This window comes from Saccharopolyspora sp. NPDC000359, from assembly GCF_040300525.1.
Classification (GTDB): domain Bacteria; phylum Actinomycetota; class Actinomycetes; order Mycobacteriales; family Pseudonocardiaceae; genus Saccharopolyspora.
The window spans coordinates 42,621-69,471 of sequence record NZ_JBEPDU010000004.1; the positions used below are offsets into that span (position 1 = coordinate 42,621).

The 26,851-nt window shown below is 71.6% G+C and carries 26 protein-coding genes; 15 read left to right on the forward strand and 11 right to left on the reverse strand.

The window, feature by feature from the left end; translation table 11 throughout:
- Positions 1-401 precede the first annotated feature (401 nt).
- The 4 genes from ABT324_RS04305 to ABT324_RS04320 all read left to right on the forward strand — a co-directional run bounded on the left by ABT324_RS04305 (position 402) and on the right by ABT324_RS04320 (position 6,532).
- Complete coding sequence (locus tag ABT324_RS04305; RefSeq protein ID WP_351171407.1) at positions 402-1,229, forward strand: HAD family hydrolase; 828 nt, start codon at positions 402-404, stop codon at positions 1,227-1,229.
- 505 nt (positions 1,230-1,734) lie between these two features.
- Entirely contained in the window at positions 1,735-3,507 is a 1,773-nt protein-coding gene (locus tag ABT324_RS04310) for a glycoside hydrolase family 3 protein (protein WP_351171410.1), read from the forward strand.
- A 21-nt stretch (positions 3,508-3,528) separates the two neighbouring features.
- Positions 3,529-4,773 carry an exo-beta-N-acetylmuramidase NamZ family protein gene (locus tag ABT324_RS04315; RefSeq protein WP_351171801.1) on the forward strand — a complete coding sequence of 415 codons (1,245 nt, stop codon included), beginning with the start codon at positions 3,529-3,531 and terminating at the stop codon, positions 4,771-4,773.
- A gap of 22 nt (positions 4,774-4,795) precedes the next feature.
- Positions 4,796-6,532, forward strand: coding sequence for a serine hydrolase (locus tag ABT324_RS04320; protein WP_351171413.1), 1,737 nt, complete (start codon positions 4,796-4,798; stop codon positions 6,530-6,532).
- Between the two features lies 1 nt (position 6,533).
- Here ABT324_RS04320 and ABT324_RS04325 read toward each other — a convergent pair whose 3' ends face one another.
- The gene (locus ABT324_RS04325; RefSeq protein ID WP_351171416.1) at positions 6,534-7,376 is read right to left on the reverse strand and encodes an MBL fold metallo-hydrolase; all 843 of its coding nucleotides are present in this window, start codon (positions 7,374-7,376) and stop codon (positions 6,534-6,536) included.
- Positions 7,377-7,440: 64 nt separating this feature from the next.
- On the opposite strand from ABT324_RS04325, the gene ABT324_RS04330 reads away from it, so the two are divergent.
- The 5 genes from ABT324_RS04330 to ABT324_RS04350 all read left to right on the forward strand — a co-directional run bounded on the left by ABT324_RS04330 (position 7,441) and on the right by ABT324_RS04350 (position 10,833).
- Positions 7,441-7,854 (forward strand): MarR family winged helix-turn-helix transcriptional regulator, encoded by a 414-nt coding sequence (locus ABT324_RS04330; protein ID WP_351171419.1) that lies wholly within the window; start codon positions 7,441-7,443, stop codon positions 7,852-7,854.
- A 61-nt stretch (positions 7,855-7,915) separates the two neighbouring features.
- Positions 7,916-8,311: a RidA family protein gene (locus ABT324_RS04335; RefSeq protein ID WP_351171422.1), complete on the forward strand. Its 396-nt coding sequence runs from the start codon at positions 7,916-7,918 to the stop codon at positions 8,309-8,311.
- 72 nt (positions 8,312-8,383) lie between these two features.
- The gene (locus tag ABT324_RS04340; RefSeq protein ID WP_351171425.1) at positions 8,384-8,776 is read left to right on the forward strand and encodes a PPOX class F420-dependent oxidoreductase; all 393 of its coding nucleotides are present in this window, start codon (positions 8,384-8,386) and stop codon (positions 8,774-8,776) included.
- Between the two features lie 225 nt (positions 8,777-9,001).
- Positions 9,002-9,922 (forward strand): MurR/RpiR family transcriptional regulator, encoded by a 921-nt coding sequence (locus ABT324_RS04345; RefSeq protein WP_351171428.1) that lies wholly within the window; start codon positions 9,002-9,004, stop codon positions 9,920-9,922.
- Complete coding sequence (locus ABT324_RS04350; RefSeq protein WP_502949690.1) at positions 9,922-10,833, forward strand: N-acetylmuramic acid 6-phosphate etherase; 912 nt, start codon at positions 9,922-9,924, stop codon at positions 10,831-10,833. The genes ABT324_RS04345 and ABT324_RS04350 overlap by 1 nt, the downstream gene beginning before the upstream one ends.
- Here ABT324_RS04350 and ABT324_RS04355 read toward each other — a convergent pair.
- The 4 genes from ABT324_RS04355 to ABT324_RS04370 all read right to left on the reverse strand — a co-directional run bounded on the left by ABT324_RS04355 (position 10,823) and on the right by ABT324_RS04370 (position 14,173).
- Positions 10,823-11,338 (reverse strand): cysteine dioxygenase family protein, encoded by a 516-nt coding sequence (locus ABT324_RS04355; RefSeq protein ID WP_351171434.1) that lies wholly within the window; start codon positions 11,336-11,338, stop codon positions 10,823-10,825. The genes ABT324_RS04350 and ABT324_RS04355 overlap by 11 nt on opposite strands.
- Positions 11,339-11,415: 77 nt before the next feature.
- The gene (locus ABT324_RS04360; protein ID WP_351171437.1) at positions 11,416-12,321 is read right to left on the reverse strand and encodes a LysR family transcriptional regulator; all 906 of its coding nucleotides are present in this window, start codon (positions 12,319-12,321) and stop codon (positions 11,416-11,418) included.
- Positions 12,322-12,381: 60 nt separating this feature from the next.
- On the reverse strand, positions 12,382-13,317 hold the full coding sequence (locus tag ABT324_RS04365) for a nucleoside hydrolase (protein WP_351171440.1): 936 nt from the start codon (positions 13,315-13,317) through the stop codon (positions 12,382-12,384).
- Positions 13,318-13,426: 109 nt separating this feature from the next.
- Positions 13,427-14,173, reverse strand: a complete 747-nt coding sequence (locus ABT324_RS04370; RefSeq protein WP_351171443.1) for a Fic family protein — start codon at positions 14,171-14,173, stop codon at positions 13,427-13,429.
- A 217-nt stretch (positions 14,174-14,390) separates the two neighbouring features.
- Here ABT324_RS04370 and acs point away from each other — a divergent pair, with 217 nt between their 5' ends.
- From acs to ABT324_RS04385, 3 genes are all read left to right on the forward strand, one after another.
- The gene (acs, locus tag ABT324_RS04375) at positions 14,391-16,373 is read left to right on the forward strand and encodes an acetate--CoA ligase (protein ID WP_351171444.1); all 1,983 of its coding nucleotides are present in this window, start codon (positions 14,391-14,393) and stop codon (positions 16,371-16,373) included.
- A 238-nt stretch (positions 16,374-16,611) separates the two neighbouring features.
- Positions 16,612-17,832 (forward strand): Na+/H+ antiporter NhaA, encoded by a 1,221-nt coding sequence (gene nhaA / locus ABT324_RS04380; protein WP_351171447.1) that lies wholly within the window; start codon positions 16,612-16,614, stop codon positions 17,830-17,832.
- A gap of 82 nt (positions 17,833-17,914) precedes the next feature.
- The gene (locus ABT324_RS04385) at positions 17,915-18,418 is read left to right on the forward strand and encodes a phage holin family protein (RefSeq protein ID WP_351171450.1); all 504 of its coding nucleotides are present in this window, start codon (positions 17,915-17,917) and stop codon (positions 18,416-18,418) included.
- A 163-nt stretch (positions 18,419-18,581) separates the two neighbouring features.
- On the opposite strand, the gene ABT324_RS04390 is transcribed toward ABT324_RS04385, so the two are convergent.
- From ABT324_RS04390 to nth, 4 genes are read right to left on the reverse strand one after another with little or no spacing between them, the layout of a single operon-like run.
- Positions 18,582-19,766 (reverse strand): MarP family serine protease, encoded by a 1,185-nt coding sequence (locus ABT324_RS04390; RefSeq protein ID WP_351171453.1) that lies wholly within the window; start codon positions 19,764-19,766, stop codon positions 18,582-18,584.
- Between the two features lie 50 nt (positions 19,767-19,816).
- Positions 19,817-20,518, reverse strand: coding sequence for an NUDIX hydrolase (locus tag ABT324_RS04395; protein ID WP_351171456.1), 702 nt, complete (start codon positions 20,516-20,518; stop codon positions 19,817-19,819).
- Positions 20,515-21,141 (reverse strand): TlpA family protein disulfide reductase, encoded by a 627-nt coding sequence (locus tag ABT324_RS04400; RefSeq protein ID WP_351171459.1) that lies wholly within the window; start codon positions 21,139-21,141, stop codon positions 20,515-20,517. Before ABT324_RS04400 ends, ABT324_RS04395 begins: the two co-directional genes overlap by 4 nt.
- On the reverse strand, positions 21,138-21,959 hold the full coding sequence (gene nth, locus ABT324_RS04405) for an endonuclease III (protein ID WP_351171462.1): 822 nt from the start codon (positions 21,957-21,959) through the stop codon (positions 21,138-21,140). The genes ABT324_RS04400 and nth overlap by 4 nt, the downstream gene beginning before the upstream one ends.
- Positions 21,960-22,073: 114 nt before the next feature.
- Here nth and ABT324_RS04410 point away from each other — a divergent pair, with 114 nt between their 5' ends.
- The 3 genes from ABT324_RS04410 (at position 22,074) to ABT324_RS04420 (ending at position 25,148) form a co-directional block, all read left to right on the forward strand.
- Entirely contained in the window at positions 22,074-22,328 is a 255-nt protein-coding gene (locus tag ABT324_RS04410; RefSeq protein ID WP_029535541.1) for a hypothetical protein, read from the forward strand.
- Positions 22,329-22,421: 93 nt separating this feature from the next.
- Positions 22,422-23,096: a Crp/Fnr family transcriptional regulator gene (locus ABT324_RS04415; RefSeq protein WP_351171465.1), complete on the forward strand. Its 675-nt coding sequence runs from the start codon at positions 22,422-22,424 to the stop codon at positions 23,094-23,096.
- Between the two features lie 825 nt (positions 23,097-23,921).
- Entirely contained in the window at positions 23,922-25,148 is a 1,227-nt protein-coding gene (locus tag ABT324_RS04420) for an MFS transporter (RefSeq protein WP_351171468.1), read from the forward strand.
- 1 nt (position 25,149) lies between these two features.
- Here ABT324_RS04420 and ABT324_RS04425 read toward each other — a convergent pair whose 3' ends face one another.
- Positions 25,150-25,938, reverse strand: a complete 789-nt coding sequence (locus ABT324_RS04425) for an MBL fold metallo-hydrolase (protein ID WP_351171471.1) — start codon at positions 25,936-25,938, stop codon at positions 25,150-25,152.
- A complete protein-coding gene (locus tag ABT324_RS04430; RefSeq protein ID WP_351171474.1) occupies positions 25,935-26,765 on the reverse strand; it encodes an NUDIX hydrolase in 831 nt (276 codons plus the stop codon). The genes ABT324_RS04425 and ABT324_RS04430 overlap by 4 nt, the downstream gene beginning before the upstream one ends.
- Between the last annotated feature and the right edge of the window lie 86 nt (positions 26,766-26,851).

Sequence of the window (26,851 nt, forward strand, 5' to 3'; positions counted from 1 at the left end):
CCGAGCACGCCGGAACCGCGTGGGCGCAAGCGTGAATCGGACTTCTATCCGCGCCCGGCGGGCGGCTGGGTCCGACCCCGGAAAAGGGACGGCCCCCGCCAGGGGGGAGGGGCGGGGGCCGTCGTCAGTTCAGCTCCGGGGGGTCGAGCTGAACCTGTCCGGTCGCGCCGGACTCCCCACACTGTAGCCCGCAGATCGCCCGCATTGCCCCCCGTCCATTTGAGGGAACGTTATTGCTCTCGGTGCTCACCTATCGGAGACCGGCAATCATTCGAGTCAAGAAATGTATCCCACTAGTCGGAATACCTCGGTAGGAATATACGCAGCGTGAAATATCAGCAGCCTGCGCCACCGTGCGTGCGCGCCCACGGGCGGCCCGCGGCGGCTCGTATGCTGTGCGCGTGACAGAGCCCGCGAACCCATCGCCCCCCACCGGACGCCGGGTGGCGGCGTTCTTCGACCTGGACAAGACGATCATCGCCAAGTCGAGCACGCTGGCCTTCAGCCGACCGTTCTTCCAGGAGGGGCTGATCAACCGGCGGGCCGTGCTGAAGAGCGCGTACGCCCAGTTCGTGTTCATGCTGGCCGGTGCCGACGCCGACCAGATGGACCGGATGCGCGCGCACATCACCTCGCTGTGCAGCGGGTGGGACGTCGAGCAGGTCAACGCGATCGTCGAGGAGACCCTGCACGACATCGTCGACCCGCTGGTCTACAAGGAGGCCACCCAGCTCATCGCCGAGCACCAGGAGCAGGGCCACGACATCGTCGTGCTGTCGGCCTCCGGCGAGGAGGTCGTGGCCCCGATCGCCAAGCTGCTCGGCGCCGACCACTGGTCAGGCACCCGGATGGTGGTGGTCGACGGCCGCTACACCGGCGAGGTCGAGTTCTACTGCTCGGCGGAGAACAAGTCGACCGCCGCCCGCGAGCTGGCCGAGGAGCAGGGCTACGACCTGTCCGAGTGCCACGCCTACTCCGACTCGGTCACCGACCTGCCACTGCTGGAAGCCGTCGGGCACCCCACCGTGATCAACCCGGACCGGGCGCTGCGCAAGGAGGCGGTGCAGCGCGGCTGGCCGTCGCTGGCCTTCGACCACCCGGTGTCGCTGCGGGCCCGCATCCCCACCCCCTCGCGCGCCGCGGTGACCGCGGCCGGGGTCGGGATGGGCGCGGTCGCCGCGGCGGGTGCCGCGTGGTGGGGGCTGCGCGCCTGGCGGCGACGCCGCTGACCGGCGATTTCGCGCTGCCACAACGCGAACCGCGCGCGGATCGCCCACCGGCGAAGTCGTCGCGGACCGCACCGGGCACAACCCTTGCAGTGACGGGCGCCACCGTCTACAAATGGAGGTGCGGACCCTGGTTGGCCAGGGACGTTACGGAGGAGAAGTAACGTCCACCCCGATCCGGCTCCGCGCGCGAGGCCCGGAGCACCCACGCGTTGCCGCACACAAGGCTGGTCGTTCACGGGGTTGCGTACCGGGACGCCGGACGCCTAGCCCAGTAGTTACGACACGAGTGCACGCTTGGTAACCCGAGTGCTCGCGCAGTGGGGTGGCGCCCGCCGATCTTATCGGCGGGCGCCGCCGTGCGTCCGCCCTCCCGGCGGTGGCATCTTCCGCCCACGCCGATCGACAGCGTTGACCGGCCGTGGTGGCGTGAGTAACTTCCGAAATCGTCCGATTTCGTGGTGAACTCTTACCGTCTGGCGAAGATCCGCCCCGCAGGGAGGCGACCGTGTCCCCGAAGCCCCGAACGCGCCGCGCCGCCATAGCGCTCAGCGCCCTCGCCGTCGGCGCCGTGGCGATCACCGCCACCGGCGGCGCATCCGAGCCGCAGCAGCCCGCTGACCTCCTCCGGGACATGACGCTCGAGGAGAAGGTGGGGCAGCTCTTCGTCACCTACGCCTACGGGCGCGGCGCCCACACCCCGCACCCCCAGAACAAGGAGGAGTTCGGGGTCGACACCCCGGCGCAGGTGGTGCAGAAGTACCACCTCGGCGGCATCATCCACTTCGCGTGGACCGACAGCCTCCACGACCCGCGGCAGATCGCCGAGCTGTCCAACGGCCTGCAGGACGCCGCGGTCAACTCCGGGGCCGGGGTACCGCTGCTGATCTCCACCGACCAGGAGCAGGGCCAGGTCACCCGCATCCACGAGCCCGCCACCCAGTTCCCCGGCAACATGGCGCTCGGCGCCGGTCGCAGCCCCGAGGACGCCGAGCGCGCCGCCGCGATCACCGGGCAGGAGCTGCGCGCGATGGGGCTGAACCAGAACTTCGCGCCGAGCGGCGACGTCAACGTCAACCCGGCGAACCCGGTGATCGGGGTCCGCTCCTTCTCCTCCGACCCGGCGCTGGCCGCGCAGCTCACCGCCGCGCAGATCCGCGGCTACGAGGACTCCGCCGGTCCCGGCGAGACGGTGTCGGCCTCGGTCAAGCACTTCCCCGGGCACGGCGACACCAACCAGGACAGCCACGAGGCGCTGCCGGTGATCGAGCACGACCGCCAGCAGTGGGAGCAGCTGGACGCGCCGCCGTTCAAGGAGGCCATCGCCGCTGGCACCGACGCCGTGATGAGCGCGCACATCGTGGTGCCGAAGCTGGACGACTCCGGCGAGCCCTCGACGCTGTCGCCGAACGTGCTCACCGGGATGCTCCGCGAGGAGCTCGGCCACCAGGGCGTGATCGTCACCGACTCGCTGCAGATGGACGGTGTGCGGCAGAAGCACCCGGACGCCGAGATCCCGGTGCTGGCGCTCAAGGCCGGGGCCGACATGCTGCTCATGCCGCAGGACCTGCAGGTCGCCATCGACGGCGTGCTCAACGCGGTGCGCAGCGGTGAGCTCAGCGAGCAGCGCATCGACCAGAGCGTGGAGCGCATCCTGGCGCTGAAGTCCGGTCGTGGCGTGCTGGCCAACCCCTTCGTCGACGTGTCCAAAGTGGACCAGATCGTCGGCGGTCCGGAGCACCTCGCGGAAGCGCAGGCCATCACCGACCGCAGCACCACGCTGCTGCGCAACGACGGGGTGCTGCCGCTCAAGCCACCAGCCAAGATGCTGGTGACCGGCGCCGGGGACGACGCCACCGCCGCGCTCGCCGAGCGGATCGGGGCGCGCGGCCCGCAGGCGTCGGCGCTGGCCACCGGTCTGAAGCCGACGAAGGAGCAGATCGACCAGGCCGTCGAGCAGGCCAAGCAGTACGACGTGGTCGTGGTGCTCACCAACGCCGCCTGGAGCGAGGCCAACGCCGGGCAGCTCGACCTGGTCCGCGCCCTGCAGCAGACCGGCAAGCCGGTCGTCGCGGTCGCCACCCGCGACCCCTACGACGCGGCACGCGTCGACCTGCCCGCCTGGGTGGCCACCTACTCGGACAAGCCGGTGGCGATGGAGTCGCTGACCAAGGTGCTGTTCGGCGAGATCGAGCCGGTCGGCAAGCTGCCGGTCCCGGTGCCGGACCCGAACAACCCCGGCACCGACGCCTACCCCTTCGGACACGGACTGAGTTGGTGACGGCTGGTGGCTGAGTTCCGGATCACCCGGCGCGGCGTGCTGACCGCCGCCGCGCTGGCCGTCCCCGCGGCCGGGGTGGCCTCGACGTCCGCCTGCGCCGCGCAGCAGCAGGCCCCCGACCTCGGCTTCGAGGTCCGCACCGGCGCGGACGTGCTCGCCGAGCGGGGCTGGGAGGACGTCAAGGGCCGGCGGATCGGCGTGGTGACCAACCCGACCGGCGTGCTCTCGTCGTTGGTGCACGTCGTCGACGCCATGCACGCCAGCGGCGCGGTGGACGTCGCGGCGGTCTTCGGACCCGAGCACGGCTTCCGCGGCACCTCCCAGGCGGGCGGCTCGGAGGGCGACTACCGCGACCCGCGCACCGGGCTGCCGGTGTACGACGCCTACGGGGCCGATGCCGCGAAGCTGGCCGGGATGTTCCGCAAGGCCGGTGTCGAGCAGGTCGTGTTCGACATCGCCGACGTGGGCGCCCGCTTCTACACCTACATCTGGACGATGTACACCGCGATGCAGGCCGCGCAGCAGGTCGGGGCGTCGTTCCTGGTGCTGGACCGGCCGAATCCGATCGGCGGCCAAGTCGCCGGGCCGCGGCTGGACCCGCGGTTCGCCTCCGGCGTCGGGTTGCTGCCGATCGTGCAGCAGCACGGGATGACCGTCGGCGAGCTGGCCCGGATGTTCGACCGCGTGTACTTGCCGGAACCGCTGCCGCAGCTCAACGTGGTGCGCGTGGAGGGGTGGAAGCAACGCACCGCGAGCACCGGCCTGCCGTGGGTGCCGCCCAGCCCGAACATGCCGACCCAGGACACCGCGGTGCTGTACCCGGGCACCGGGCTGTTCGAGGGCACTGTGCTCTCCGAGGGGCGCGGCACCACCCGGCCGTTCGAGGTCATCGGGGCGCCGGGCATCGACTGGCGGTGGGCGGAGGAGCTGAACGGCGCGGGGCTGCCCGGGGTGCGGTTCCGCGAGACCTACTTCGTGCCGACCTTCTCCAAGCACGCCGAGGTCACCTGCGGCGGCGTGCAGGTGCACCTCCTGGGCGAGGTCGACGCGATCCGGACGGCGGTCACCATGCTCGTCACGGCGCGGCGGCTGTACCCGCAGGTGTTCGGCTGGCGGCCGGACAACATGATCGACAAGCTGTCCGGTTCCGACCGGCTGCGCACGATGGTCGACCGCGGCGCGGACGCGACCGAGATCGTCGATTCGTGGCAGGACGAGGTGAAGGACTTCCGCCGGCAGCGCGAACCGCACATGCTGTACCGCTGAGGGGCTCTCGGAGGGGGACGCGATGAGCAGGACGATCCTGGCGGCCGTCGCGCTGCTGTCGGTCACCGCGCTGGCTGGTTCGGCGACGGCCTCGCCGGGCAGCGCGGACGGTCACTTCGACCGCCCGCAGCAGGGTTTCGCCCCGAGCGGGACCGTGCTGCGCGACGGCACCCCCGAGGACGTCGGGTTGGACCCGGCCCCGATCGCCGCGGCGCTGGAGCAGATCGCGGCGTGGACGGAGCGCGTTCCCGACCGCGAGCACCCGATGTTCGCGGGTGCGGTCAGCCTGCTGGTGCACGACGGCGTGGTGGTGCGGCGCGAGGCCGTCGGGCACGAGCAGCGCTACTCCGACGGCGCGGGCACCGAACTACCCGCTGACCAGCAGGAACCCGTGGGCGTAGACACGATCTTCGACGTCGCCTCGATCAGCAAGCTGTTCACCTCGATCGCCGCGCTGCAGCTGGTCGACGACGGCGAGGTGGAGCTGGACGCGCCGGTCGCGCAGTACGTGCCGGAGTTCGGCGTCAACGGCAAGCAGGACATCACCGTCGAGCAGCTGCTCACCCACACCTCCGGGCTGCAGGCCGAGGCGCAGCTGTGGAAGCTGCCGCCGGAGCAGCGGATCCCGTCGATCATGCAGCTGACCCCGAAGCACCCGCCGGGCAGCAACTACACCTACTCCGACCCGAACATGATCACGCTCGGCGTGCTGGTCCAGCGGGTCACCGGTGAACCGCTGGACCGCGTGGTGGCCGAGCGGATCACCGAGCCGCTGGGCATGCGCGACACCGGCTACAACCCACCCGCCGAGGAGCTGCACCGGATCGCGGCCACCGAGTTCCAGACCGACCCGCCGCGCGGCATGGTGCGCGGCCAGGTGCACGACGAGAACGCCTGGTCGCTGGGCGGTGTCGCGGGCCAGGCCGGGGTGTTCTCCACCGCCGACGACCTGGCGGTGCTGGGCCAGGCGCTGCTCAACGGCGGCACCTACGACGGCAGCCGCATCCTGTCCGAGGACAGCGTGACCCGGATGTTGACCAACTACAACGACGCCTTCCCGGGCCACGCGCACGGCCTGGGCTTCGAGCTCGACCAGCGCTGGTACATGGCCGGGCTGAGCGCGCCGCACAGCGCCGGGCACACCGGCTACACCGGGACGTCGCTGGTGGTCGACCCGCTGTCCCGGACCGTCGCGGTCCTGCTCACCAACCGGGTGCACCCGTCGCGCGAGTGGGGCTCGAACAACCCGGCCCGGCAGGCGCTGGCGCAGGGCATGGCCCAGGCGTTGGCGGTGGGGCCGGAGTTCGGTTCGGCGTCCTGGTTCACCGACCGCGCTGGGACGTTGACCACCGACCCGCTGGGCCCGGTCAGCGGACCGGTGCAGGTCACCTACAGCGCCTTCGTGGACACCCAGGAGGACTCCGACGGCGCCGACCAGCTGCTGCTGGAGTCCAGTGTGGACGGGACGAACTGGCAGCCGGTGCCGGTCCAGGCCACCGGCCCCGGCGCGCCGGAGGCCCCGGAGCAGCAGCTCGCGGGCTCCGGCCACCGCAGCTGGTGGGAGGTCGACGCCTCCGTCGCCGCGGACCCGGGCCAGCAGGTGCAGCTGCGCTGGCGGTACGCGCCGGACGACCAGTACACCGGCCGCGGGGTGAACGTGGACGGCATCCTGGTCGCCGACCGCAACGCGACGCTTCTGGACGGCGAGCTCCAGACCGACCGCCTGCACGCCGAGGGCTGGACCTCCGCCAGCCGCTGAGTCACGGCAGGGGGCACCACGCGCCGTCGTCGCCCACGCGCCCGAACTGGACGTCGGCGAAGTGCACCCCGAAGCCGATCATGCCCGGCTGCTGGAGCTCCCGCACCAGCTCCTGCCGACTCCGGATGGCCGCGGCGCGGTCGACGTCGGCCCAGACCGGCCAGGACGGGTTGGCGATCTGCACCGCGCTGTGCAGCGCGTCGCCGAGCACGACGAGCCGCCGATCGCCCGAGGTGATCACGTAGGAGGCGTGCCCCGGCGTGTGGCCGACCGAGTAGCGGACCCGGACCCCGGGGAACACCTCCTGTCCTTCGCGGATGGTTTCGAGCTGGGGCTCCAGCCCGGCCAGCACCGCCTCGGTGACGTCCGCCGCCCGCTGGTCGCGGCGCTCCCACTCCGGTTCCGCGACCAGGATCCGCGCCGCGGGGAAGGCGCCCCGGTGCGCCCAGCCGATGTGGTCGGTGTGCAGGTGGGTGATGGCCACGGCTTCGACCTGCTCGGGTGCGCGCCCCAGCGCCGCGAGGTTGTCCAGCAGGGCACCGCCGCGGGTCGCGGCCACCGCCGGGTTGGCGGGGTCGTCGGGGCGGCTGGCCGGGCCGAACCCGGCGTCGACCAGCATCGCGCGCGGGCCGCGCTCGACGAGGAGCCCGCCGATGCTGGCGACCAGCTGACCTGCGCCGTCGAGGTGGTGCGCGTGGTCGCGCCAGTCCTGCGCCGTCGTCTCCGGGAACCAGCCGCGCGGCTTGAGGCCGACCGCGCCGTCCGGGACGTAGCTGATCCGCAGGTCACCAAGCTCGATCGTCCGGGCTCCGGCCTCCGCGCTCCACCGCTGCTCCGCAATCATGACCATCAACTTACATGTGGAACTTTTCCAACTTCAACATCTCTAACTTGGGTATGCTGTCGCCATGGACAGGTCTGCCGAAACCCGCGAGCTCTGCAGCCTCGTCAGCGAGCTCGCCCACAACATCGAAGAGCACGTGCGGCACGGCGTCGCGGACAGCGACCTGACCGCGTCGCAGGCCATCGCGCTACGCGAACTGGCCGAACCGCTGAGCATGCGCGAGCTCGCCAACCGGATGCACTGCGCCACCTCGAACGTGACGTTCCTGATCGACCGCCTGGAGAAGCGCGGCCTGGTCTCCCGCCGACCACACCCCACCGACCGACGCGCGAAGGAGATCGCGCTGACCGAGGAGGGCGAGCAGCAGCGGGAGCAGATCATCGAGCGGTTCTCGGCGGACAACCCGCTGTCCGGGCTCACCGCGGACCAGCAGAAAACCCTGCACCAACTGCTGCAGCGGGCCGTCGCCAGCCGCTAGGGAATGATTCCTCCCTGGATGTGTTCTTCAAGATCAAAGGACGCATCCAGGGAGGAACCCCGTGGGCCACCGCATCACCAACCCGCCGACCCTGCACGACCCGACCCGCTTCGGCTACAGCCACGTCGCCGACACCGGCACCGGACTGGTGTTCGTCGCCGGGCAGTACGCCTCCGACGGCACCGGCGAGGTGACCTCGGCGGACTTCTCCGAGCAGGTCCAGCAGTCGCTGGCCAACCTGCGCACCGCGCTCGCCGCGGTCGACCTGGACCTCAGCCACGTGGTGCAGCTGCGGACCTACGTCGTCGACCACGACACCGACAAGCTCGCGGTGCTCGGCAGGCACGTCGCCGAGGTCTGGGGCGACCAACCGCCCACCCAGACCCTCACCGGCGTGGCCTCGCTGGCGCTGCCGGGCATGCTCTTCGAGGTCGACGCCGTCGCGGCGCGGCCCTGACCCGCCGAGTCGCGAGGTCAGCGGCGGGCGGGCAGGGTCGGAGCCAGCCGCAACCGTCGGGAGGAGTCGGAGATGTCAGGGATCCCGCAGGACCGCGAGGACATCCTGGGCAAGCGCAGCTTCGGGCACGTGGCCACCATCGGCCCGCACGGCGAACCGCAGTCCAGCCCGGTGTGGATCGACTGGGACGGCCAGTACCTGAAGTTCAGCCAGACCAAGACGCGGCAGAAGTACCGCAACCTCAGGCGGGACCCGCGCATCTCCGTCTCGGTGCACGACCCGGACCAGCCCTACCGCTACGTGGAGGTGCGCGGCCGGGTCGCCAAGGTCGAGGACGACCCGGACAACCGGTTCATCAACAAGATGGCCAAGAAGTACCTCGGCGAGGACGAGTACCCGTGGCCGCAGCCCGGCGACGAGCGCGTGGTCGTCTACGTCGAACCGGAGCACAGCACCAAGCAGTGACCAGTTGACCTCGCGGGGGCCCGGCCAGCGCCGGGCCCCCGCGAGTTCGTCTTCCGGGCCGCTCATCTGGGCCGATGACAGGGCGGATCGGGCAAACTTCCCCCTTACCCCTTTCGGAGTAGTTGGTGGCGGATGCAACCTGGGTATGACATTGCCCCGTCCTCCCACCGGAAACCCGGAAGAGGGCCATTGACCGGCCAAAGCAACGGTTAGTAAGTTTCCCACATGGCCAGTGACGACATGTCCCGCGAATCGAGCGAGGCGAGCCCCCTCGTCAAGATTCGCTCGCTGCTACCCGGACTCGCCCGAGCAGAGCAGCGAGTGGCCAACATCGTGCTGGCCGACCCCGCCTCCATCTCCCGGCGCAGCATCACCGAGGTCGCCGAAGCCGCTGGGACCAGCGAGACCACGGTCACCCGGTTCTGCAAGGCCATCGGCGTGGGCGGGTACCCCGACCTGCGCATCGCGCTGGCCGCCGACACCGCGCGCACCTCCACGCGCGACCGGGAGCTCGGCAGCGACATCGCCCCGGACGACGACCTCGCCCAGATCATCGAGAAGGTCGGCTACGCCGACGCCAAGGCCGTCGAGGAGACCGCCGGGCAGCTGGACGCCGCGGTCCTGCAACCGCTGGTCGAGGACGTCGCCCAGGCCCGCCGCATCGACGTCTACGGGGTGGGTGCCAGCGCGTTCGTCGCGCTCGACCTCCAGCAGAAGCTGCACCGCATCGGTCTGACCTGCTTCGCCTGGTCCGACACGCACAACGCGCTGACCTCGGCCGCGGTGCTGCGCGAGGGTGACGTCGCCATCGGCATCTCGCACACCGGCGCGACCACCGAGACCGTCGAGGCGCTGCGCGAGGCGCGGCGGCGCGGGGCGACGACGGCCGCGCTGACCAACTTCGCCCGCTCCCCGATCACCGAGGTCGCCGACCACGTGCTGACCACGGCGGTCCGCGAGACCACCTACCGCTCGGGGGCCATGGCCAGCCGGATCGGCCAGCTCACCGTGATCGACTGCTTGTTCATCGGCGTCGCGCAGCGCCACCTGGACCAGGCCCGGGCAGCGCTGGAGGCCACGTACGAAGCGGTGGGCGGCCACCGTCTCGAAAGCCGACCGGACCGCCGGCGGCAGAAGGAGGCGTGATGAGTCGTGACCGCGCAGTGCGGGTGGATGCTCCGACCGAGCGGAACAACCCGCGGACGCGGGACATAGACCTGCTGCCCACGCTGGACATCCTGCACGTCCTCAACGGCGAGGACCGCACCGTCCCGATCGCGGTCGGCCGGGTGCTGCCCGAGCTGGCACGCGCGGTCGACATGGCGGTGGCCGCGCTGCGCGTGGGCGGGCGCGTGCACTACGTGGGCGCGGGGACGTCCGGTCGGCTCGCGGTGCTCGACGCGGCTGAGCTGATCCCGACCTTCAACGTGCCACCGGACTGGATCGTCGCGCACCAGGCGGGCGGGTCCGAGGCGTTCCGGCGCGCGGTGGAGAACGCCGAGGACGACGTGGAGTCCGGCGCAGCCGAGATCCGCGGCAGCGCCTCGCCCGACGACCTGGTGCTCGGCCTGGCCGCGTCCGGGCGCACCCCGTTCGTGCTCGGCGCGCTGGCGGCCGCCCGGCAGCTCGGGGCGAAGACGGCACTGGTCACCTCGAACCCGGACGTCGGCAACGTGCCCGCGGACGTGGTGATCGCGGTGGACACCGGCCCGGAGCCGATCAGCGGTTCCACCCGGATGAAGGCGGGCACCGCGCAGAAGCTGGTGCTCACCTCGTTCTCCACCGCGGTGATGATCCGGATGGGCCGCACCTACTCGAACCTGATGGTCAGCATGCTCGCCACCAACGCGAAGCTGCGCGGCCGCACGATCAGCATCCTGCAGGAGGCGACCAGCGCATCCGAGGAGATCTGCGAGGCAGCGCTGACGGCCGCCGACGGCGACCTCAAGACCGCCCTGGTCCACCTGCTGACCGGCGCGGACGTGGAGAGCTCGGCGGCGGCCCTGGCGGTCGCCGACGGTCACGTCCGGGAGGCCCTCCGCGCCCTCACGCAGTAGCGCCGAGCTCGTAGCAGCGGCGGACGCTGGAGCCCAGCACGCCGATGTCCGCCCCGTAGACGTGGATCGAGATCGCCTTGCCCGACCCCGCGTTGCGGACCAGGTGGATGTCCCCCGGCGGCGCGAAACCGCACACCTCGCCGGGGTGGTTGGTGGTCTGCTCCGCCGGGACCAGGCGGTCGCCGCGCAGGACGTAGCGCTGCTCGTGCTCCACGCCCTCGTGCACCCCCGTGACGCACCAGGAGACGTGGTCGTGCACCGGGGTCTGCTGGCCCGGCAGCCAGACCAGCGCGACGACGGAGAAGCTGCCGTCGGGTTCGACGTGCAGCACGTGCTGCCGGTAGTGGTCGGGGTCGCCGACGCGCTCCTGCGGGCCCAGCAGGTCGGGCGCGGTGAGGAAGGGCCGCAGCGCGTCCTCGACCAGTTCCGCGGTCCCCGCCGCGGGCAGTCCGCGGCGGACCTGCTCGCGGATGGTCCCGACCAGTTCGGTCAGCAGCGAAGTCATGCGAATCACCTTGCCCGGCAAGGGATCCGCGTGTCGACGGCAGGAAACTTTGCCGGTGCCAAAGCACTGCTTGGGGTTCACGGGCGAGTCGCGGCGCCCACCTGGCGGAACGTCTCCAGCATCAGCGCGGTGGCCGGGATGCGGTGGTGCTCGCGCAGCACGTACGCCGACACGCGGCGGTCGTCGAGCCTGCGGACGCGGCGGCTGATCACCTCCGGGTGCCGGAGGAAGGACAGCACCAGTCCGGGCATCAGCGCGATCCCGGTGCCCGCCGCGACCAGGCCCTGCACCGCCAGGTTGTCGTCGGTGGTGAAGGCGATGTCCGGTTCGAAGCCGACCGCGCGGCACTCCTGCACGAAGTGGTCGCGGCAGCGGGTGCACCCGGCGATCCAGCGCTCCCCGGCGAGGTCGGCCAGCTCCACCGAGCGGCGCTCGGCCAGCCGGTGCCCGCTGGGCAGCACGACGACCACCGGGTCGTCCAGCACCGCCACGCCGAGCAGGTCGCCGTCGTCGAGCTGCTCGGCGGCGCCCCGGTAGGAGAACGCCAGCGCGACGTCGCACTCGCCGCGCCGCAGGGTCTCCACCGAGTCGGGCGGCTCCGCCTCGATGAGCTGGATGCGCAGGTCCGGGTGGTGGCGGGCGATGCGCGCCGCCGCGGCGGGCACGATCGTGGCGCTGGCGCTGGGGAACGCGCAGATCCGGATGTGCCCGGCGCGCAGCTGCCGGATCGCCGTGATCTGGTTCTGCGCGGCGGCCAGGTCGCGCAGCGCGGAGCTCGCGTGCCTGGCCAGCACCTCACCTGCCGCGGTCAACCTCAGCGCTCGCCCCGCCCTGGTGAACAGCGGTGTGCCGACCGCGCGCTCCAGGGCCCGCATCTGCTGGCTGACCGCGGGCTGGCTGTAGCCGAGTTCCCGCGCCGCACCGGCGAACGAACCGGCCCGGACCACGGCGTGGAACATCCTGATGTACCGCGGGTCCACCATCCTGAAAAGATCTCACGTCCGCCTCGTCGGCGGCAGTGCTGATCAGGGTAACCGCGCAGGTCAGACCGGCAGGCCCGCGGCGACGGCGCGGTAGGCGTCGGTGACCAGCTTCCAGAAGCGGTCGGTGTCCAGCACGGTCGGCACGACCGCGTTGCAGCGGTCGGCGGGGGACGCGAAGTCGGTGACCGTCATGCCGGAGGTGAAGCGGCCCTGCGTCTCCACGTCGACGCGGGCCGGGACCGACTCGAACAGGCTCGGGTCGATCACGTAGGCCACCGCGCAGGCGTCGTGGATCGCCGGACCCTGCTCCTGGTAGGCGGCGTGGCTGCCGTAGAAGTCCAGGCACGGGGTGAGCAGCTCCGCGTCCAGCCGCCCGAGCTCGGCGAACCCGGACCGCACGTCGGCGGTCGCGCGCGCCTGGTGGGTGAGGTCCAGGCCGATCATGACCGTCCGCCAGGGCGCGTTGAAGGCCACCGCGGCGGCTTCCGGGTCGGCGACGATGTTGAACTCGGCGGCCGGGTTGGTGTTCCCGCGCGTGTAGGAGCCACCCATGATGACGAATTCCTTCGCCCACTCGGTGAGGCGCGGTTCCTTGCGCAGGGCGAGCGCGATGTTGGTCAGCGGCCCGACGGCGGTCAGGCTGATCTCCCCGGGCGACGCGGCCAGGGTGTCGATGATGAAGTCGACCGCGTGCTGCTCGCTGAGGGCCGACTTGGGCTCCGGGAGCACCACATCGCCGAGGCCGCACACGCCGTGCACCTCCCCGGCGGTCCGCGGCTCGCGCACCAGCGGGCGCCCGGCCCCGCGCGCCACCGGCACGTCCATGCCGTAGAAGTCCCGCAGCCGCAGCGCGTTGGCGGTGGTGTGCTCCAGCTCCACGTTGCCGCCGACGGTGGTCACGCCGACCACGTCGAGCTCCGGGCTGCCGTGCGCCAACGCGAGCGCCAGCGCGTCGTCGATGCCCGGGTCGCAGTCGATCAGGATCTTCTTCGCCACGTCCTCATTCCTCCGGCCGTTGCACTCCACCAGCACCGCAGTTTCAATTGAAACTGCGATCCCCACGCACCGAGATTCGCAGTTTCAATTGAAACTGCGAAGTGGGCGGTCAGCCCTCCTGGACCGCGTCGGCGATGGACCCCGCCTCGCGGGCGCCCGCCTCCAGCGCCTTGCAGCAGTGCACGATCCACTCCGCGACCTGGTCCGGGTCCCCGGTGGCGAAGCCCAGCGCGAGCTCCGCGTACTCCTCCTGCCGCCGGAAGTAGGCCACCTCCGGAACGACCAGGCCCTTCGGGTCCAGCCCGCTGCCGATCACGCTCAGCCGCGCGGCGGCGCGCGCGATCACGCCGTCGACGACGCCGAACGGCTGCAGCGCGAGCAGTTCGCCGTGCACGACAGCGGCCAGCACCGGTCCCGGACCCTGCGCCTGCGGATCGGTGATGATCTCGGCGAGCAGGTCGAGCCGCTCGGCGACCACCGGGTCCGCCTGCGGGCGGCCGAGCTGCTCCTGGTCGTCGACCAGGTCCGCGGCGGCGAGCACGTGCATCCGCGCCAGCGCCTGCCGCGGCGCGCGCTGCCAGGTGGGCAGCAGCGCTCCCATCGCCTCCGCGATCCGCAGCGAACCGGCCAGCAGCGGGTCGGTGACCTCCCCGGACTCCGGGATCTCCGCGGCGCCCCCGGCGATGGCCGCGGAGGCGCGGGCGGCGCGCACCGACGCCTCGGCGGCGGTGGTCGGCCAGCCGCGGCGGTTGGCCGGGTGCCGGTGGACCTCGTCGATGGCCGCACGAGCGGCGGCCACGGCGTCCGCGACCCCCGCCAGCTCGACCAGCGGTGCCAGCGATGGCTTGTCGTTCACGCCCGGAGACGCTACCGGCCAGCTGCGCCCCCACCGCCGCCCCCGGTTGCGAGGTGTGCCACAGTGACGTGGTCGACAGCCCTGCGTAGCGCAGCAATTTCGGACCGTATGCCTGATTGGTCTGAACCAGTAGTGCGAACCCTCTGTTGCAGTGAGCCCGATCGCATTACGGTGCGGGTTAGCACTGGCTACCCCACGACCACGGAGGTTCTCGGCGATGAGCCAGCCCGACGGGCAGAACAACGAGCTCAGCAACCTGCTGAACGAGAGCAGGACGTTCCCGCCGTCGGCGGAGTTCGCGGCGCAGGCGAACGCCACCGCCGCGCTGTACGACCAGGCGGATGCCGATCGGGACGCGTTCTGGGCCGAGCAGGCCGGTGAGCTGCACTGGGAGACCAGGTGGGACCAGGTCCTGGACTGGTCCGGAGCGCCGTTCGCGAAGTGGTTCGTGGGCGGCAAGCTCAACGTGGCCTACAACTGCGTGGACCGGCACGTGGAGGCCGGCAACGGGGACCGGGTCGCGATCCACTGGGAAGGCGAGCCCGGCGACTCGCGCACGATCACCTACGCCGAGCTGCAGCGCGAGGTCTCGCGCACCGCCAACGCGCTGTCCGCGCTGGGCGTGGGCACCGGTGACCGGGTCGCGATCTACCTGCCGATGCTGCCCGAGGCCGTCTTCGCGATGCTGGCCTGCGCCCGGCTGGGCGCGATGCACAGCGTGGTGTTCGGCGGGTTCTCCTCGGAGGCGCTGCGCACCCGCATCAACGACGCCGAGGCCAAGGTGGTCATCACCGCCGACGGGCAGTACCGGCGCGGCAAGGCGATGCCGCTGAAGGCCAACGTGGACGCCGCGGTGGCGGAGACGCCGAGCGTCGAGCACGTGGTGGTGGTCAAGCGCACCGGCGGCGAGGTCGCCTGGGACGACTCCCGCGACAAGTGGTGGGACCAGGTCCTCGATGGGCAGTCCGAGGTGCACACCCCGGAGGCGTTCGACTCCGAGCAGCCGCTGTTCATCCTCTACACCTCGGGCACCACGGGCCGCCCGAAGGGCATCCTGCACACCTCCGGCGGCTACCTGACCCAGGCCGCATACACCCACCGCACCGTCTTCGACCTCAAGCCCGAGTCGGACGTGTACTGGTGCACCGCGGACATCGGGTGGGTCACCGGCCACACCTACATCGTCTACGGGCCGCTGGCCAACGGCGCGACGCAGGTGATCTACGAGGGCACGCCGAACTCCCCGCACGAGGGCCGCCACTGGGAGGTCGTCCAGAAGTACGGGGTGACGATCTACTACACCGCGCCGACCACCATCCGCACCTTCATGAAGTGGGGCGCGGAGATCCCGGCCAAGTACGACCTGTCCAGCCTGCGGCTGCTGGGCAGCGTGGGCGAGCCGATCAACCCCGAGGCCTGGATCTGGTACCGCAAGCACATCGGCGGCGACCGCACGCCGATCGTGGACACCTGGTGGCAGACCGAGACCGGCGCGATCATGATCTCGCCGCTGCCCGGGGCGACCGCGACCAAGCCCGGTTCCGCGCAGCGCCCGCTGCCCGGCATCTCGGCGAAGGTGGTCAACGAGACCGGTGAGCAGGTGCCCAACGGCGGCGGCGGGCTGCTGGTGCTGGACAAGCCCTGGCCGGCGATGCTGCGCGGCATCTGGGGCGACGACGCCCGCTACCGGGACACCTACTGGTCGAAGTTCGCCGACCTGGGCTACTACTTCGCCGGGGACGGCGCCAAGTACGACGACGACGGCGACATCTGGCTGCTGGGCCGGGTCGACGACGTCATGAACGTCTCCGGGCACCGCATCTCCACCACCGAGGTCGAGTCCGCGCTGGTCTCGCACCCCAACGTGGCCGAGGCCGCCGTCGTCGGCGCCTCCGACCCGACGACCGGCCAGGGCATCGTCGCCTTCGTCATCCTGCGCGGTGGCGCGGGCGACGCGGCCTCCGGCGAGGCGGCACTGAAGGAGCTGCGCGAGCACGTCTCCACCGAGATCGGCCCGATCGCCAAGCCGCGGCAGATCATGATCGTCCCGGAGCTGCCGAAGACCCGCTCCGGCAAGATCATGCGGCGCCTGCTGCGCGACGTCGCCGAGAACCGCGAGGTCGGTGACGTGACCACGCTGGCCGACTCCAGCGTGATGGACCTGATCTCCAAGGGGCTCAAGACCGGCAGCGACGACTGACCGGAACAGCTGCGAGCAGGGGCGTCCTCCCGCCGGGAGGGCGCCCCTGCGTTGTCAACAGGATGGTGAGGTTCCTGGCAGGTCACCTCCAAAGAACCCCTCTGACCTGCGGCGATGGCGTACCCGGAAAGTTTCGCGACGCAACCATCCGCCGGGCGGATGTTAGGCTTTTCTCGAATGGTGTGCCGGGAAGTCTGGTCGGCGTCGTAGTCCGTGCTGTCCGCGATCGGAGTCCTGCGTGTCGAAAGCCGACCAGTCCCCGCCGTCCTCTGCCAAGAACTTCGACTTCGGCGCCTACCTGCGCACCGAGACCGTCGGCGGGTTGGTGCTGCTCGCGGCCACCGCGATCGCGCTGCTGATGGCCAACTCCCCGCTGTCGGAGTTCTACCGGACCATCCGCGACTTCGAGCTGGGGCCGGAAGCGCTGCACCTGAGCCTGAGCATCGGCGAGTGGGCCAAGGACGGCCTGCTGGCGATCTTCTTCTTCGTCGCCGGGCTGGAGCTCAAGCGCGAACTCGTGGTCGGCGAGCTGTCCAACCCGAAGAAGGCGATGCTGCCGGTGATCGCCGCGCTCGGCGGCATGATCGTCCCAGCGGTGCTCGCCTTCGCGATCGGCCACGGCGCCCCCGGCGCGCACGCCGCCTGGGCCATCCCCGTCGCCACCGACATCGCCTTCGCGCTGGGCGTGCTGTCGCTGACCGGGTCCTGGATGCCCACCGCCGCGCGGGTCTTCCTGCTCAGCCTGGCCGTGGTCGACGATCTGGGCGCGATCGTCGTGATCGCGGTGCTGTTCACCGACGGCCTGAGCGTGCTCGCGCTGCTCGCCGCCATCGTGCTGTGCGCCGTGTACTGGTACCTCCAGCACAAGCGCGTGACCAGCCCGTTCCTGTACGTGCCGCTGGCCGTGGTGGTCTGGGTCGCGGTGCACACCAGCGGCATCCACGCCACCATCGCCGGCGTCGCGCTCGGCCTGCTCACCCGCGTCCGCCGCGACCCGGACGAGCAGGCCTCGCCCTCCGAGCGGCTGGAGCACCGCCTGCAGCCCTGGTCGGCCGGTCTGGTCGTGCCGGTGTTCGCGTTCTTCGCCGCCGGGGTGCCGGTGGACGGCGACGCGCTGGCGGCGATCGGTGCGGACCGGGTCGCCATCGCGGTCATCGTCGGCCTGGTGGTCGGCAAGCTGGTCGGCATCTTCGGCAGCTCGTTCCTCGCGGTGAAGCTGGGCATCGGGGCCAAGCCGTCCTCCGTGAAGTGGAGCGACATGGCTGCGCTGGCGATGCTCGGCGGCGTCGGCTTCACGGTGAGCCTGCTGATCGCCGACCTCTCCCTGGAGGGCGCGGCTTCCGAGCGGGCCAAGGCGGCGGTGCTGATCGCCTCCGCGATCGCCTCGCTGATCGCCGCCGCGATGCTCTTCCGCCGGGGCCGCAAGGTGAAGAACGGCGAGGCGGGCGGCGAAGGCTGACCCGCCGGAGGACCGCGGTGGAAGTCACTCACGGGTAACGCACCGCGAGTCGCCCGGTCGACTTCTGATCGCGCGTGGCACGATGGAACACGTGAACAGCGCCCAGAACAGCACCAACGGCAGCCGTGACGGTGCGGGGTGGACCGCGGTCACGTCCATCCCGCTGTCCGAGGAGGGCACTGAACCGGACGGCCAGTCCGTCGGCGCCTTGGTCCGCGATGCCACGACGCACCTGTCCACCCTGGTCAGGTCCGAGGTGGAGCTGGCCAAGACCGAGCTCGCCGGCGAGGTGAAGAAGGCGGTCAAGGGCAGCGTCTACTTCACCCTCGCGCTGACCGTGCTCGGCTTCAGCATGTTCTTCCTGTTCTTCACGCTGGCCGAGGGCTTGGCCCAGCTCGGCCTGTGGCGGTGGGCGGCGTTCGGCATCGTCTTCCTGCTGATGCTGGTGGTGGCCGGGTTGCTGGCCCTCCTCGGCTACCGGCGGGTCCGCAAGATCAAGGCCCCCAAGCGCACCATCAAGTCGCTGAAGGAAACGTCCCAGCTCACCAAGCGCCACAAGGACGACGAAGCGACCCCAGCGGCCTGAGCCGCACCTGACGCGCCGCACCCCACCGGAGGTGCGGCGCGTTTCGCACGTCCGCACCCTTTCCGCCCCTCAGCACCACTCGGTCGCGAACCCCTCGCCGCAGGTGCTCCCCTCGCCAACTGGGCGTCCGATTCCAATGGGAACTGGAGCCCGCAGGGGGAGGTCAGCTGGTGCAGGAGCCGGTGGAGACCGGGGTGGTCAGGCGCGGCGCAGCGGCCACTTCGTCGGCGACCTCCGGCGCGGTGAGCGCGAAACCCGTCTCCGGGTCGTCCACCGCAGCGCCGAAGACCACCCCGACCACCTTGCCGCTCGGGTCGATCAGCGGCCCGCCGGAGTTCCCGCTCTGCACCTTGCCGCGCACCGTGTACACCTCGCGGACCACCGTCTGCGCCTCGTAGATGTCCGGCCCGCGCAACCGGATCTGCTCCCGCACCCGGCCCTCCGACGCGGTGTAGGGACCGTCCAGCGGGTAGCCCAGCGCGATCACGTCGCTGCCCGGGGCCACCTCACCGTCCACGAAGGTCATCGCGTCGGCGTCCAGGTCCGGCACGGACAGGACCGCGAGGTCCACGTCCGGCTTGTACATCACGACCTCGGCGTCGAACTGGCCGCGGCCGATCTCGATGGCCACCCGGTCGGTGCCTGCCACCACGTGCGCGTTGGTCATCACCCGGTGCGGCGAGATCACGAACCCGGTGCCCTCCAGCGCCCGCGCGCAGGACGTCGCGCGCCCGCGGACCTTCACCACGCTGGCCCGCGACTCGCGCACCACCGGGCTGCTGGCCAGCGCGGGGTCCGGGGGTGCGATCTCGGCCACCGGAGTCTGCGAGAACGGTTCCAGGGCCTGCGGGAACCCGGACACCCCGAGCATCTCCCGCAGGTCGTTCGGCAGCTGCCGCGCCGAGTCCGGCATCACCGAGTTGACCCCGCTGAGCACCTTAGACCGGCTGATCGCGGCGGCCAGGCCGGGCAGCGCGGACGCCGAGGTGAACGGCAGCGCGACCAGCCACGCCACCACCAGCACCGCCACGAACTGCAGCACCGAGCCCAGCGCGTTGTCCACCCCGGTCAGCCGCCGGGAGGTGATCCGGTCGCGCAGCTCGCGCCCGGCCCACATGCCGAAGGTCTCGCCGAAGGCGACCAGCAGCACCACGATGCCGACGCCGAAGCCGAGGCGGGCCACCGGGCTGTCCAGCCGGTCCAGCAGCAGCGGGGCCACCTTCAACCCGACCACCGCGCCGACGAACACCCCGAGGAACGAGAAGAACGCCGTGACCAGGCCGCTCCGCGCACCCGACACTGCGGCGAGCAGTGCCAGCAGCACCACCAGCAGGTCGACCCAGTTCACCCGCTCACCCCTCCACCCGGCGATCAGACCGCACTACGGTCTCAGACCGGTCAAGTTCGCCCGAACCCGATGTCCTCGGCCTCCTCCGCGGCCCGCCACGCCTCGTCGAGCTCCCGGACGTCGGCGCGGTTCCAGCGGCGCGCCCAACCCGCCAGGTCGAGCAACCCGGACAGCAGGCCCCCGGTGAACCCCCACACCAACATGCCGGGCACCAGGAACGCCGGGCTCGCGTGCCGCCCGGTCAGCTGCACCCGCAGCCGGTTGGCCGGGTCGGTCAGCCAGGAGATCGGCACCCGCGCCACCGCGGCGGTCTCCCCGAGGTCGACCGGCGCGACCGGCGAGGGTTCGACCCAGTGCGCCAGCACCGGAGTCACCCGGAAGCCGCTGTGCGGGACGTGCAGCTCGGGCAGGGTCACCAGCGGGCGAACACCCTCCGGTCGCAGCCCCACCTCCTCGACGGCTTCGCGGAGGGCGGCGTCGACCGGCCCGCGATCAACATCGTCGAGCGAGCCGCCGGGGAAGGCAACCTGGCCCGGGTGCGAGTTCAGCCCGTCGGCGCGGCGCAGCAGCAGCACGTCCGGGCCGCCGACTCCCTCGCCGAAGAGCACCAGGACGGCGGCGGGCCGGGCCGCCGCGGGCGGGTTCTCGCGCGGCCAACCGAAGTGCCCGGGGTCCAGCTCGGCGGCGCGCTCGACCAGCGGTCGCAGCCATCCGGGCAGCTCAGCGGGGTCGACGAGCAGTTCCTGGCTCACCTCGCCCCCAGCGTGCGATCGACGGCGGCCCGGACCTCGTCCGGTGTCTCGAACGCGACCGGCGGGTCGATGCGGCGGACCTCACCGGCGCCGGTCACGACGTAGCTGATCGGGAGCAGGGTGGGCGCCTTGAGCGCGGCCCGGATGCGGTTGTCGCCGTCATGCACGTTGGGGAAGTGAACGCCGAGTTCGGTGAGCAGGTCAAGGCCGTCACCGGGATCGCTCTGCACCTGCACCCCGAGGACCCTGACCGCCCCGGGCTGCTCGGCGTAGGCCTGGAGCGCGGGCAGCTCGGTGCGGCACGGCCCGCACCAGGTCGCCCACACGTTGATCAACGTCGGCTCCCCGGCCACGGCCGCGCCGACGTCCGCTGGCGCGCCGTCGGCCAGGCAGCTCCCGGTGACCCCGGCCAGCTGCGCCGGAGCGCCCTCCCCGGTCGGGCAGGGCTGCAGCGCGGCGGCGGCGCGCTGCGCCGGGTCGACCGGCTTCGCCGCAGGTGGCGGGGCTGGTGCGGCGGTGTCCACCGGTTGCTCGGCGTCGCGCGGCCAGAGCGCGACCACCCCGAGCACCGCGAGCACCAGGACGACGATGGTCCAGCGGATCTCGCTCCGGAAAGCGCTCACGCGGACGGCTCCTTGGCCGCGGCCTGCTCGACGGTGCGCTCCGGCACTTCCTCGGCCACCCCGGCCAGCTCCAGCAGCCGAGGCGCCTCCGGACCGCGCACCAGCTTGGCCGCGGCGGCCGGTTCGGTCGGACCGAGCCCGTACGATGGGCAGTCCTTGGCCAGCAGGCAGGCACCGCAGGCGGGCTTGCGGGAGTGGCAGACGCGGCGGCCGTGGAAGATCACCCGGTGCGAGAGCATCGTCCAGTCCTTGCGCGGGATGAGCTCGCCGATCGCGTGCTCGACCTTGACCGGGTCCTCCTCGGTGGTCCAGCCCCAGCGGCGGACCAACCGGCCGAAGTGGGTGTCCACCGTGATGCCCGGCACGTCGAAGGCGTTGCCCAGGATCACGTTGGCCGTCTTGCGGCCGATGCCGGGCAGCTTCACCAGCTGGTCGAGCTTCGCGGGCACCTCGCCGTCGTACTGCTCCACCAGCGCCGCACCCAGTCCCATCAGCGACGACGCCTTGTTCCGGTAGAAGCCGGTGGAGCGGATCAGCTCCTCCAGCTCGGTGCGGTCGGCACCCGCGTAGTCGGCGGCCGTCGGGTACTTCGCGAACAGCGCCGGGGTGACCTCGTTGACCCGCTTGTCGGTGCACTGCGCGGACAGGATGGTCGCGACCGCGAGCTCCAGCGGCGTGTCGAAGTCGAGCTCGCAGTGCGCGTCCGGATAGGCTTCGGTGAGGGCTCGCACCATTCGGCGAGCTCGCCGCACCAGGCCCAGCCGGGTTTCACTGCCCGCGCGGGGCTTGGACTTCGTGGTTCGAGCCAGATCCGACACCCCACCAGACTACGGATCCGGCCGGACACGGACGGTGGCCGCACCAGCACGGCCACCAGCAACCCCACCCCGGTTGCACCCTGCTCGACGGCATGCGTGAGGATGTAAATCATGGTGGCTGCCTGGTTCGTCATCGTCGTGCCGCTCGTGATCATGTTCTTCACGCTCTTCATGGAGCGCGTGGAGGCCCGCCTGCGGCACGTGGCGGTGCAGGAGAACGAGGTGGAAGAGCTGCTGGAGAACGCCCGTCCCGACGAGGTTCGGGCGCTGTTCCGGCAAGGTATTGGACGAGCGCTGGAGTTGTTCCAGCTTCGCAGGGTGGGACGCGCCGGTAGGCTGCGTACTCGCCGTTCGCGCGACCAGTCTTAGAATTGCTGGTAGTGATCGGCGGCACACCGCCAGACGCGCGCACGCGGGTCCGGCACCACAGCAGGCCGCCGCGTCTCAACATGGAGGGACGAGGTGGACGAGACCCTGGCCCGGGCCGGCATCTTCCAAGGAGTGGAGCCGGCCGCGGCGGAGGCCCTGGCACAGTCGCTGGAACCAGTGGAGTTCCCGCGAGGGCACGTGATCTTCGCCGAGGGCGAGCCGGGTGACCGGCTCTACATCATTCAGTCCGGCAAGGTGAAGCTCGGGCGCAAGTCCCCGGACGGCAGGGAGAACCTGCTGGCGATCATGGGACCGTCGGACATGTTCGGCGAGCTGTCCATCTTCGACCCGGGTCCGCGGACGTCCACGGCGACCACGGTCACCGAGGTCCGCGCGCTGAGCATGGACCGCTCCGCGCTGCGGCAGTGGATCGGCAACCGCCCGGAGATCGCCGAGCAGCTGCTCCGCGTGGTGGCCCGCCGCTTGCGGCGCACCAACGGCATGCTGGCGGACTTGATCTTCACCGACGTTCCGGGCCGCGTCGCCAAGGCGCTGCTGCAGCTCGCGCAGCGCTTCGGCAGCCAGGAGGCGGGCCTGCTGCGGGTCACCCACGACCTGACGCAGGAGGAGATCGCGCAGTACGTCGGTGCTTCCCGGGAGACCGTGAACAAGGCGCTGGCGGACTTCGCGCACCGCGGTTGGCTGCGGCTCGAAGGCAAGAGCGTGCTCATCCTCGACCCGGAGCGGCTCGCTCGCCGCGCCCGCTGACCAGCGCTGCTACGCGCGTGAACTGACGCGCGTCGGCCGACGGACCCGGGACGCTTCCCGGGTCCTTCAGTCGACGCGCGTTTTTTCGCGCCCGGAAGTCGGTAGTTCTCCCCGCCCCGCGCCCCCCTCCTGGTAGGACGATGATCAACCAAGGAGAGGGGCGCGGGGTGCATTGGACCGGGTACTTCGGGGCGGCTGCGCTGGCCGTGGTGCTCATCACGATCGCAGCCAACCGACGGAGGGCCCGGCGGGAGCGTGCGGAGCGGGTGGCACCCGCGCACACGGAACGGCCGAGTGGTCTCAAGGCTGCGGTCCGACACCGCAGCAGCAACGACTCAGGCTGGAGCGATGGCTCCCACGACGCTGGCGGGTGGGGCAGCAGCGACTGGGGCGGCGGTGACTCCGGTGGGGGCGGCGATTCCGGTGGCGGGGGTGACTCCGGTGGGGGCGGCGACTGACATGTGAAGGGGCTGGGCGCCACCCCCGACGCGGCGCTCCAGCCCCTTCACACTGTGCGTGGTTAATCCCCCGACGACCAACCACGCTCCCCCGATCCTCCGATGCGTCGGCCCCGAATCCTCGACACCGGAGGAAAGCTTTTCTCGACGATGCTGGACGACGGGTGCCGCCAGCAAGGCCCTCTCACCTTCCAGGACGCAGCTAGCCAGAGCTCGGTTGCAGAGTTCACCCGTTCCGGCTAACCACTGCCAGTGTGCCGCGTCCCGGCGGTGTTCGGACCGGGTAAAAGGTCCCCTCTTGCGCAGGTGAGCCGAATTACCCACGTGCAGTTTGGTACCGGGGTACCACTTTCGCGATACTGGACGGGTGTCCCAATCCGCGTCCCTCGCCGACTACCGCACCGCCCTGACCGCACCCGGCGCCCGAGGCCCGGTCATCGCCTCGCTGCTCGGTCGCCTGCCGATCGCCATGGTGGGCCTCGCCCTGATGCTCTACGTGCAGCGCGAGACCGGCTCGTTCGCCGCCGCTGGCCTGGTCTCGGCGGGCGCGCTGATCGGCGTCGCCTGCGGTTCGGTCGCGCAGGGCCGGATCATGGACCGGGTCGGTCCGACCAAGCCGCTCTACGTGATGTCCGCGGTCTTCGCGGTGCTGGTGGCCGTCGAGGTCTCGGCCATCGAGCTGCACGCCCCGGTGGCGCTGCTGACCGGCCTGGCGTTCCTGGTCGGCGCCAGCGAGCCGATGGTGGGCCCGGCGTCCCGCGCCCTGTGGGCGGAACTGCTGCCGCCTGGCCCGGCGCGCAACGCCGCGTACTCCTACGAGGCGATCAGCATGGAGACGTTCTTCATCCTCGGGCCGGGCCTGGCCGGGCTGATGGTCGCGATGCCGTGGCCGGGGACCGGGGTGGTCGTCGGCGCGGTGTGCATGGTCCTGGGCAGCGTCGGCTTCGCCAGCACGCGCGCCGCCCGCGCCCAGCGGCCGGCGCCCAAGCAGAACACCAGCCTGCTCGGCGCGATCGCCACCCCGGGCATGCGGACGGTGGCACTGGCCGCGCTGGGCTTCGGCACCCTGATCGGTTTCATCGAGGTCGGCGTGCCCGCCGCAGCGGTCGAGGCCGGTTACCCGACGGTCGGTGGCCTGCTGCTGAGCGTGCTGTCGGTCAGCTCTGTGGTCGTGGGCGTCCTCTACGGCCTGCGCCCCTGGCCGCGACCGATGCACCTGCGCCTGCCCGCGCTGCTGCTCGGCTTCGCGGCGCTGATCACCCTGCTGGCCGTGCCCGCCACACTGTGGGGCCTGTGCCTCGCGCTGCTGGTCGCGGGCAGCCTGATCACCCCGCAGTCCACGGCGCACTCGATGGCGATCGAGATCGCCGCCCCGGAGGGCACCGCGACGGAGGCGTTCGGCTGGGTGGTCACCTCGGTGACGCTCGGCGCGGCCATCGGCCAGTCGGTCAGCGGCCAGCTGGTCGAGCTGAGCGGCCCGGCGGCGTCCTTCCTGACGGCGAGCGCGGTCGGCGCCGTCCTCGCCGCGATCCTCTGGCTCCGCCGCAACACCCTCCTCCCCACCCGCGAACAAGTCTCCCTCGCCGGCGTCTGAGCTACGCGGTTTCCTGGAGGTAGGTGAGTTGGGCCTGGACCGTGAGGTCGGCTGCTGGCCAGACCGCGCGGTCCACTTCGGCGTAGACCTTCTCCACCACTTGGCGCGGGGTGGCTGCGGGGCCGAGGTCGGCCAGGGCTGCTCGAACCTGGTCCAGGCGTTGGTGGCGGTGCTGGAGGTAGTGCGCCGCGACCGCTCGGACGTCCGGGAGCTCCGGGCCGTGGCCGGGGAGGACGCGCAGGCCTTCGGGGAGGTCGGCCAGGCGGCGCAGGGACTCCAGGTAGGAGCCGAGGTGGCCGTCCGGGTGGGCGACCACCGTCGTGCCGCGGCCGAGGACGCTGTCGCCGGTGAACACCGCCGGTTCGTCGTCCTGCACCGCGAAGCAGACCGAGTCCGCGGTGTGGCCCGGCGTGGCGAGCACGCGCAGGTCCACGCCGCCCGCGTCGACGACCTCGCCGTCGCGCAGTGGCTCCGCGCCTCGGCACAGCGCCGGGTCCAGGGCCCGCACCGGGGCGCCGGTGAGCTCGACGAAGCGCTCGACGCCGTCGGTGTGGTCGCCGTGGTGGTGGGTCAGCAGCACCAGCGACACCGGGCCCTCGTCGGCGACGCGGCGCAGGTGGTCGGCATCCTCCGGGCCCGGGTCGATCACCGCGCGGCTGGTCGCGCCGGGCTCGCCCACCACCCAGGTGTTGGTGCCTTCCAGGGTCATCGGCGACGGGTTCTCGGCCAGCAGCACCGAGGCGTACCGGGTGACCGGTCGCAGCGTGGCGTAGGCGGGGTGCTCGGTCACCTCGCCTCCTCGAACCCCGGCTCGCCGGGCAGCAGCACGTGCCAGCGACCGTCGCGCTGGACCAGCTTCGGGATGATCTTCGACAAGGTCCGCTCGGCGGCCAGCGCGGCGGAGGCGCTGCGGTGCTCGGCGAGCTCCTCCAACGTGACGCGGGTCGGTGGGAGCAGGCGGGTGCGGCCCTCGGCGCAGTCCGCCAGCGCCTGCTGCGGCGTCGCCCAGTACGCGGCGGCTGCTTCCGACGTGCCCCCGTCGGCCTGCTGGCCGGTGGGCATCGCGGCGAGGAAGAAGCGCGTGTCGTAGCGGCGCGGTTCGCCAACCGGGGTCACCCAGTTCGACCAGGGGCGGAGCAGGTCCGCGCGCAGCACCAAGCGCTCACCGGCCAGGAACTCGGCCAGCGACAGGTCCCGGGCGACGAGCCCGGCGCGCTCACCCGCGTAGTGGCCGGTGTCGCCGACCAGCGTCGTATCGTCCGGGCCGGCGAGCAGCACGCCGGACTCCTCGAACGTCTCGCGCACAGCCGCGCACACCAACGCCCGCGCGACCTGCGGCGTGCAGCCGAACCGCTGGGCCCACCAGTCCGGCCCGGGCCCGTGCCAGGCCACCGAGACGTCCGCGTCGCGCGGATCGACCCCGCCACCGGGGAAGACGGTCATCCCGGCGGCGAAGGCCATCTCCGCCACCCGCTTCTGCAGGAAGACCTCGGGTCCGGCGGCACCGTCCCGGACCAGCACCACGGTCGCCGCGTCCTTCGGCGCCACCGGTCGGCCCTCGGGCGTTTCGGGGACGAACCCCGTTGGCAGGGACCGATCTCCGGGGTCTAGCACCATGCCGGTCACCCTATGCCGGAAAACGCCGATGTCCACCAGGTCGTGGCGCACAGCTCGAACCGGATCGATTCCCGGGCACCGGCACC

Excerpts from the sequence above, each read along its gene's own strand:
- ABT324_RS04320 (WP_351171413.1), top strand. The coding sequence starts at position 4,796 with ATGAGCAGGACGATCCTGGCGGCCGTCGCGCTGCTGTCGGTCACCGCG.
- ABT324_RS04325 (WP_351171416.1), bottom strand. The coding sequence starts at position 7,376 with ATGATTGCGGAGCAGCGGTGGAGCGCGGAGGCCGGAGCCCGGACGATC.
- ABT324_RS04330 (WP_351171419.1), top strand. The coding sequence starts at position 7,441 with ATGGACAGGTCTGCCGAAACCCGCGAGCTCTGCAGCCTCGTCAGCGAG.
- ABT324_RS04340 (WP_351171425.1), top strand. The coding sequence starts at position 8,384 with ATGTCAGGGATCCCGCAGGACCGCGAGGACATCCTGGGCAAGCGCAGC.
- ABT324_RS04345 (WP_351171428.1), top strand. The coding sequence starts at position 9,002 with ATGGCCAGTGACGACATGTCCCGCGAATCGAGCGAGGCGAGCCCCCTC.
- ABT324_RS04350 (WP_502949690.1), top strand. The coding sequence starts at position 9,922 with ATGAGTCGTGACCGCGCAGTGCGGGTGGATGCTCCGACCGAGCGGAAC.
- ABT324_RS04355 (WP_351171434.1), bottom strand. The coding sequence starts at position 11,338 with ATGACTTCGCTGCTGACCGAACTGGTCGGGACCATCCGCGAGCAGGTC.
- ABT324_RS04360 (WP_351171437.1), bottom strand. The coding sequence starts at position 12,321 with ATGGTGGACCCGCGGTACATCAGGATGTTCCACGCCGTGGTCCGGGCC.
- acs (WP_351171444.1), top strand. The coding sequence starts at position 14,391 with ATGAGCCAGCCCGACGGGCAGAACAACGAGCTCAGCAACCTGCTGAAC.
- ABT324_RS04385 (WP_351171450.1), top strand. The coding sequence starts at position 17,915 with ATGGAACACGTGAACAGCGCCCAGAACAGCACCAACGGCAGCCGTGAC.
- ABT324_RS04430 (WP_351171474.1), bottom strand. The coding sequence starts at position 26,765 with ATGGTGCTAGACCCCGGAGATCGGTCCCTGCCAACGGGGTTCGTCCCC.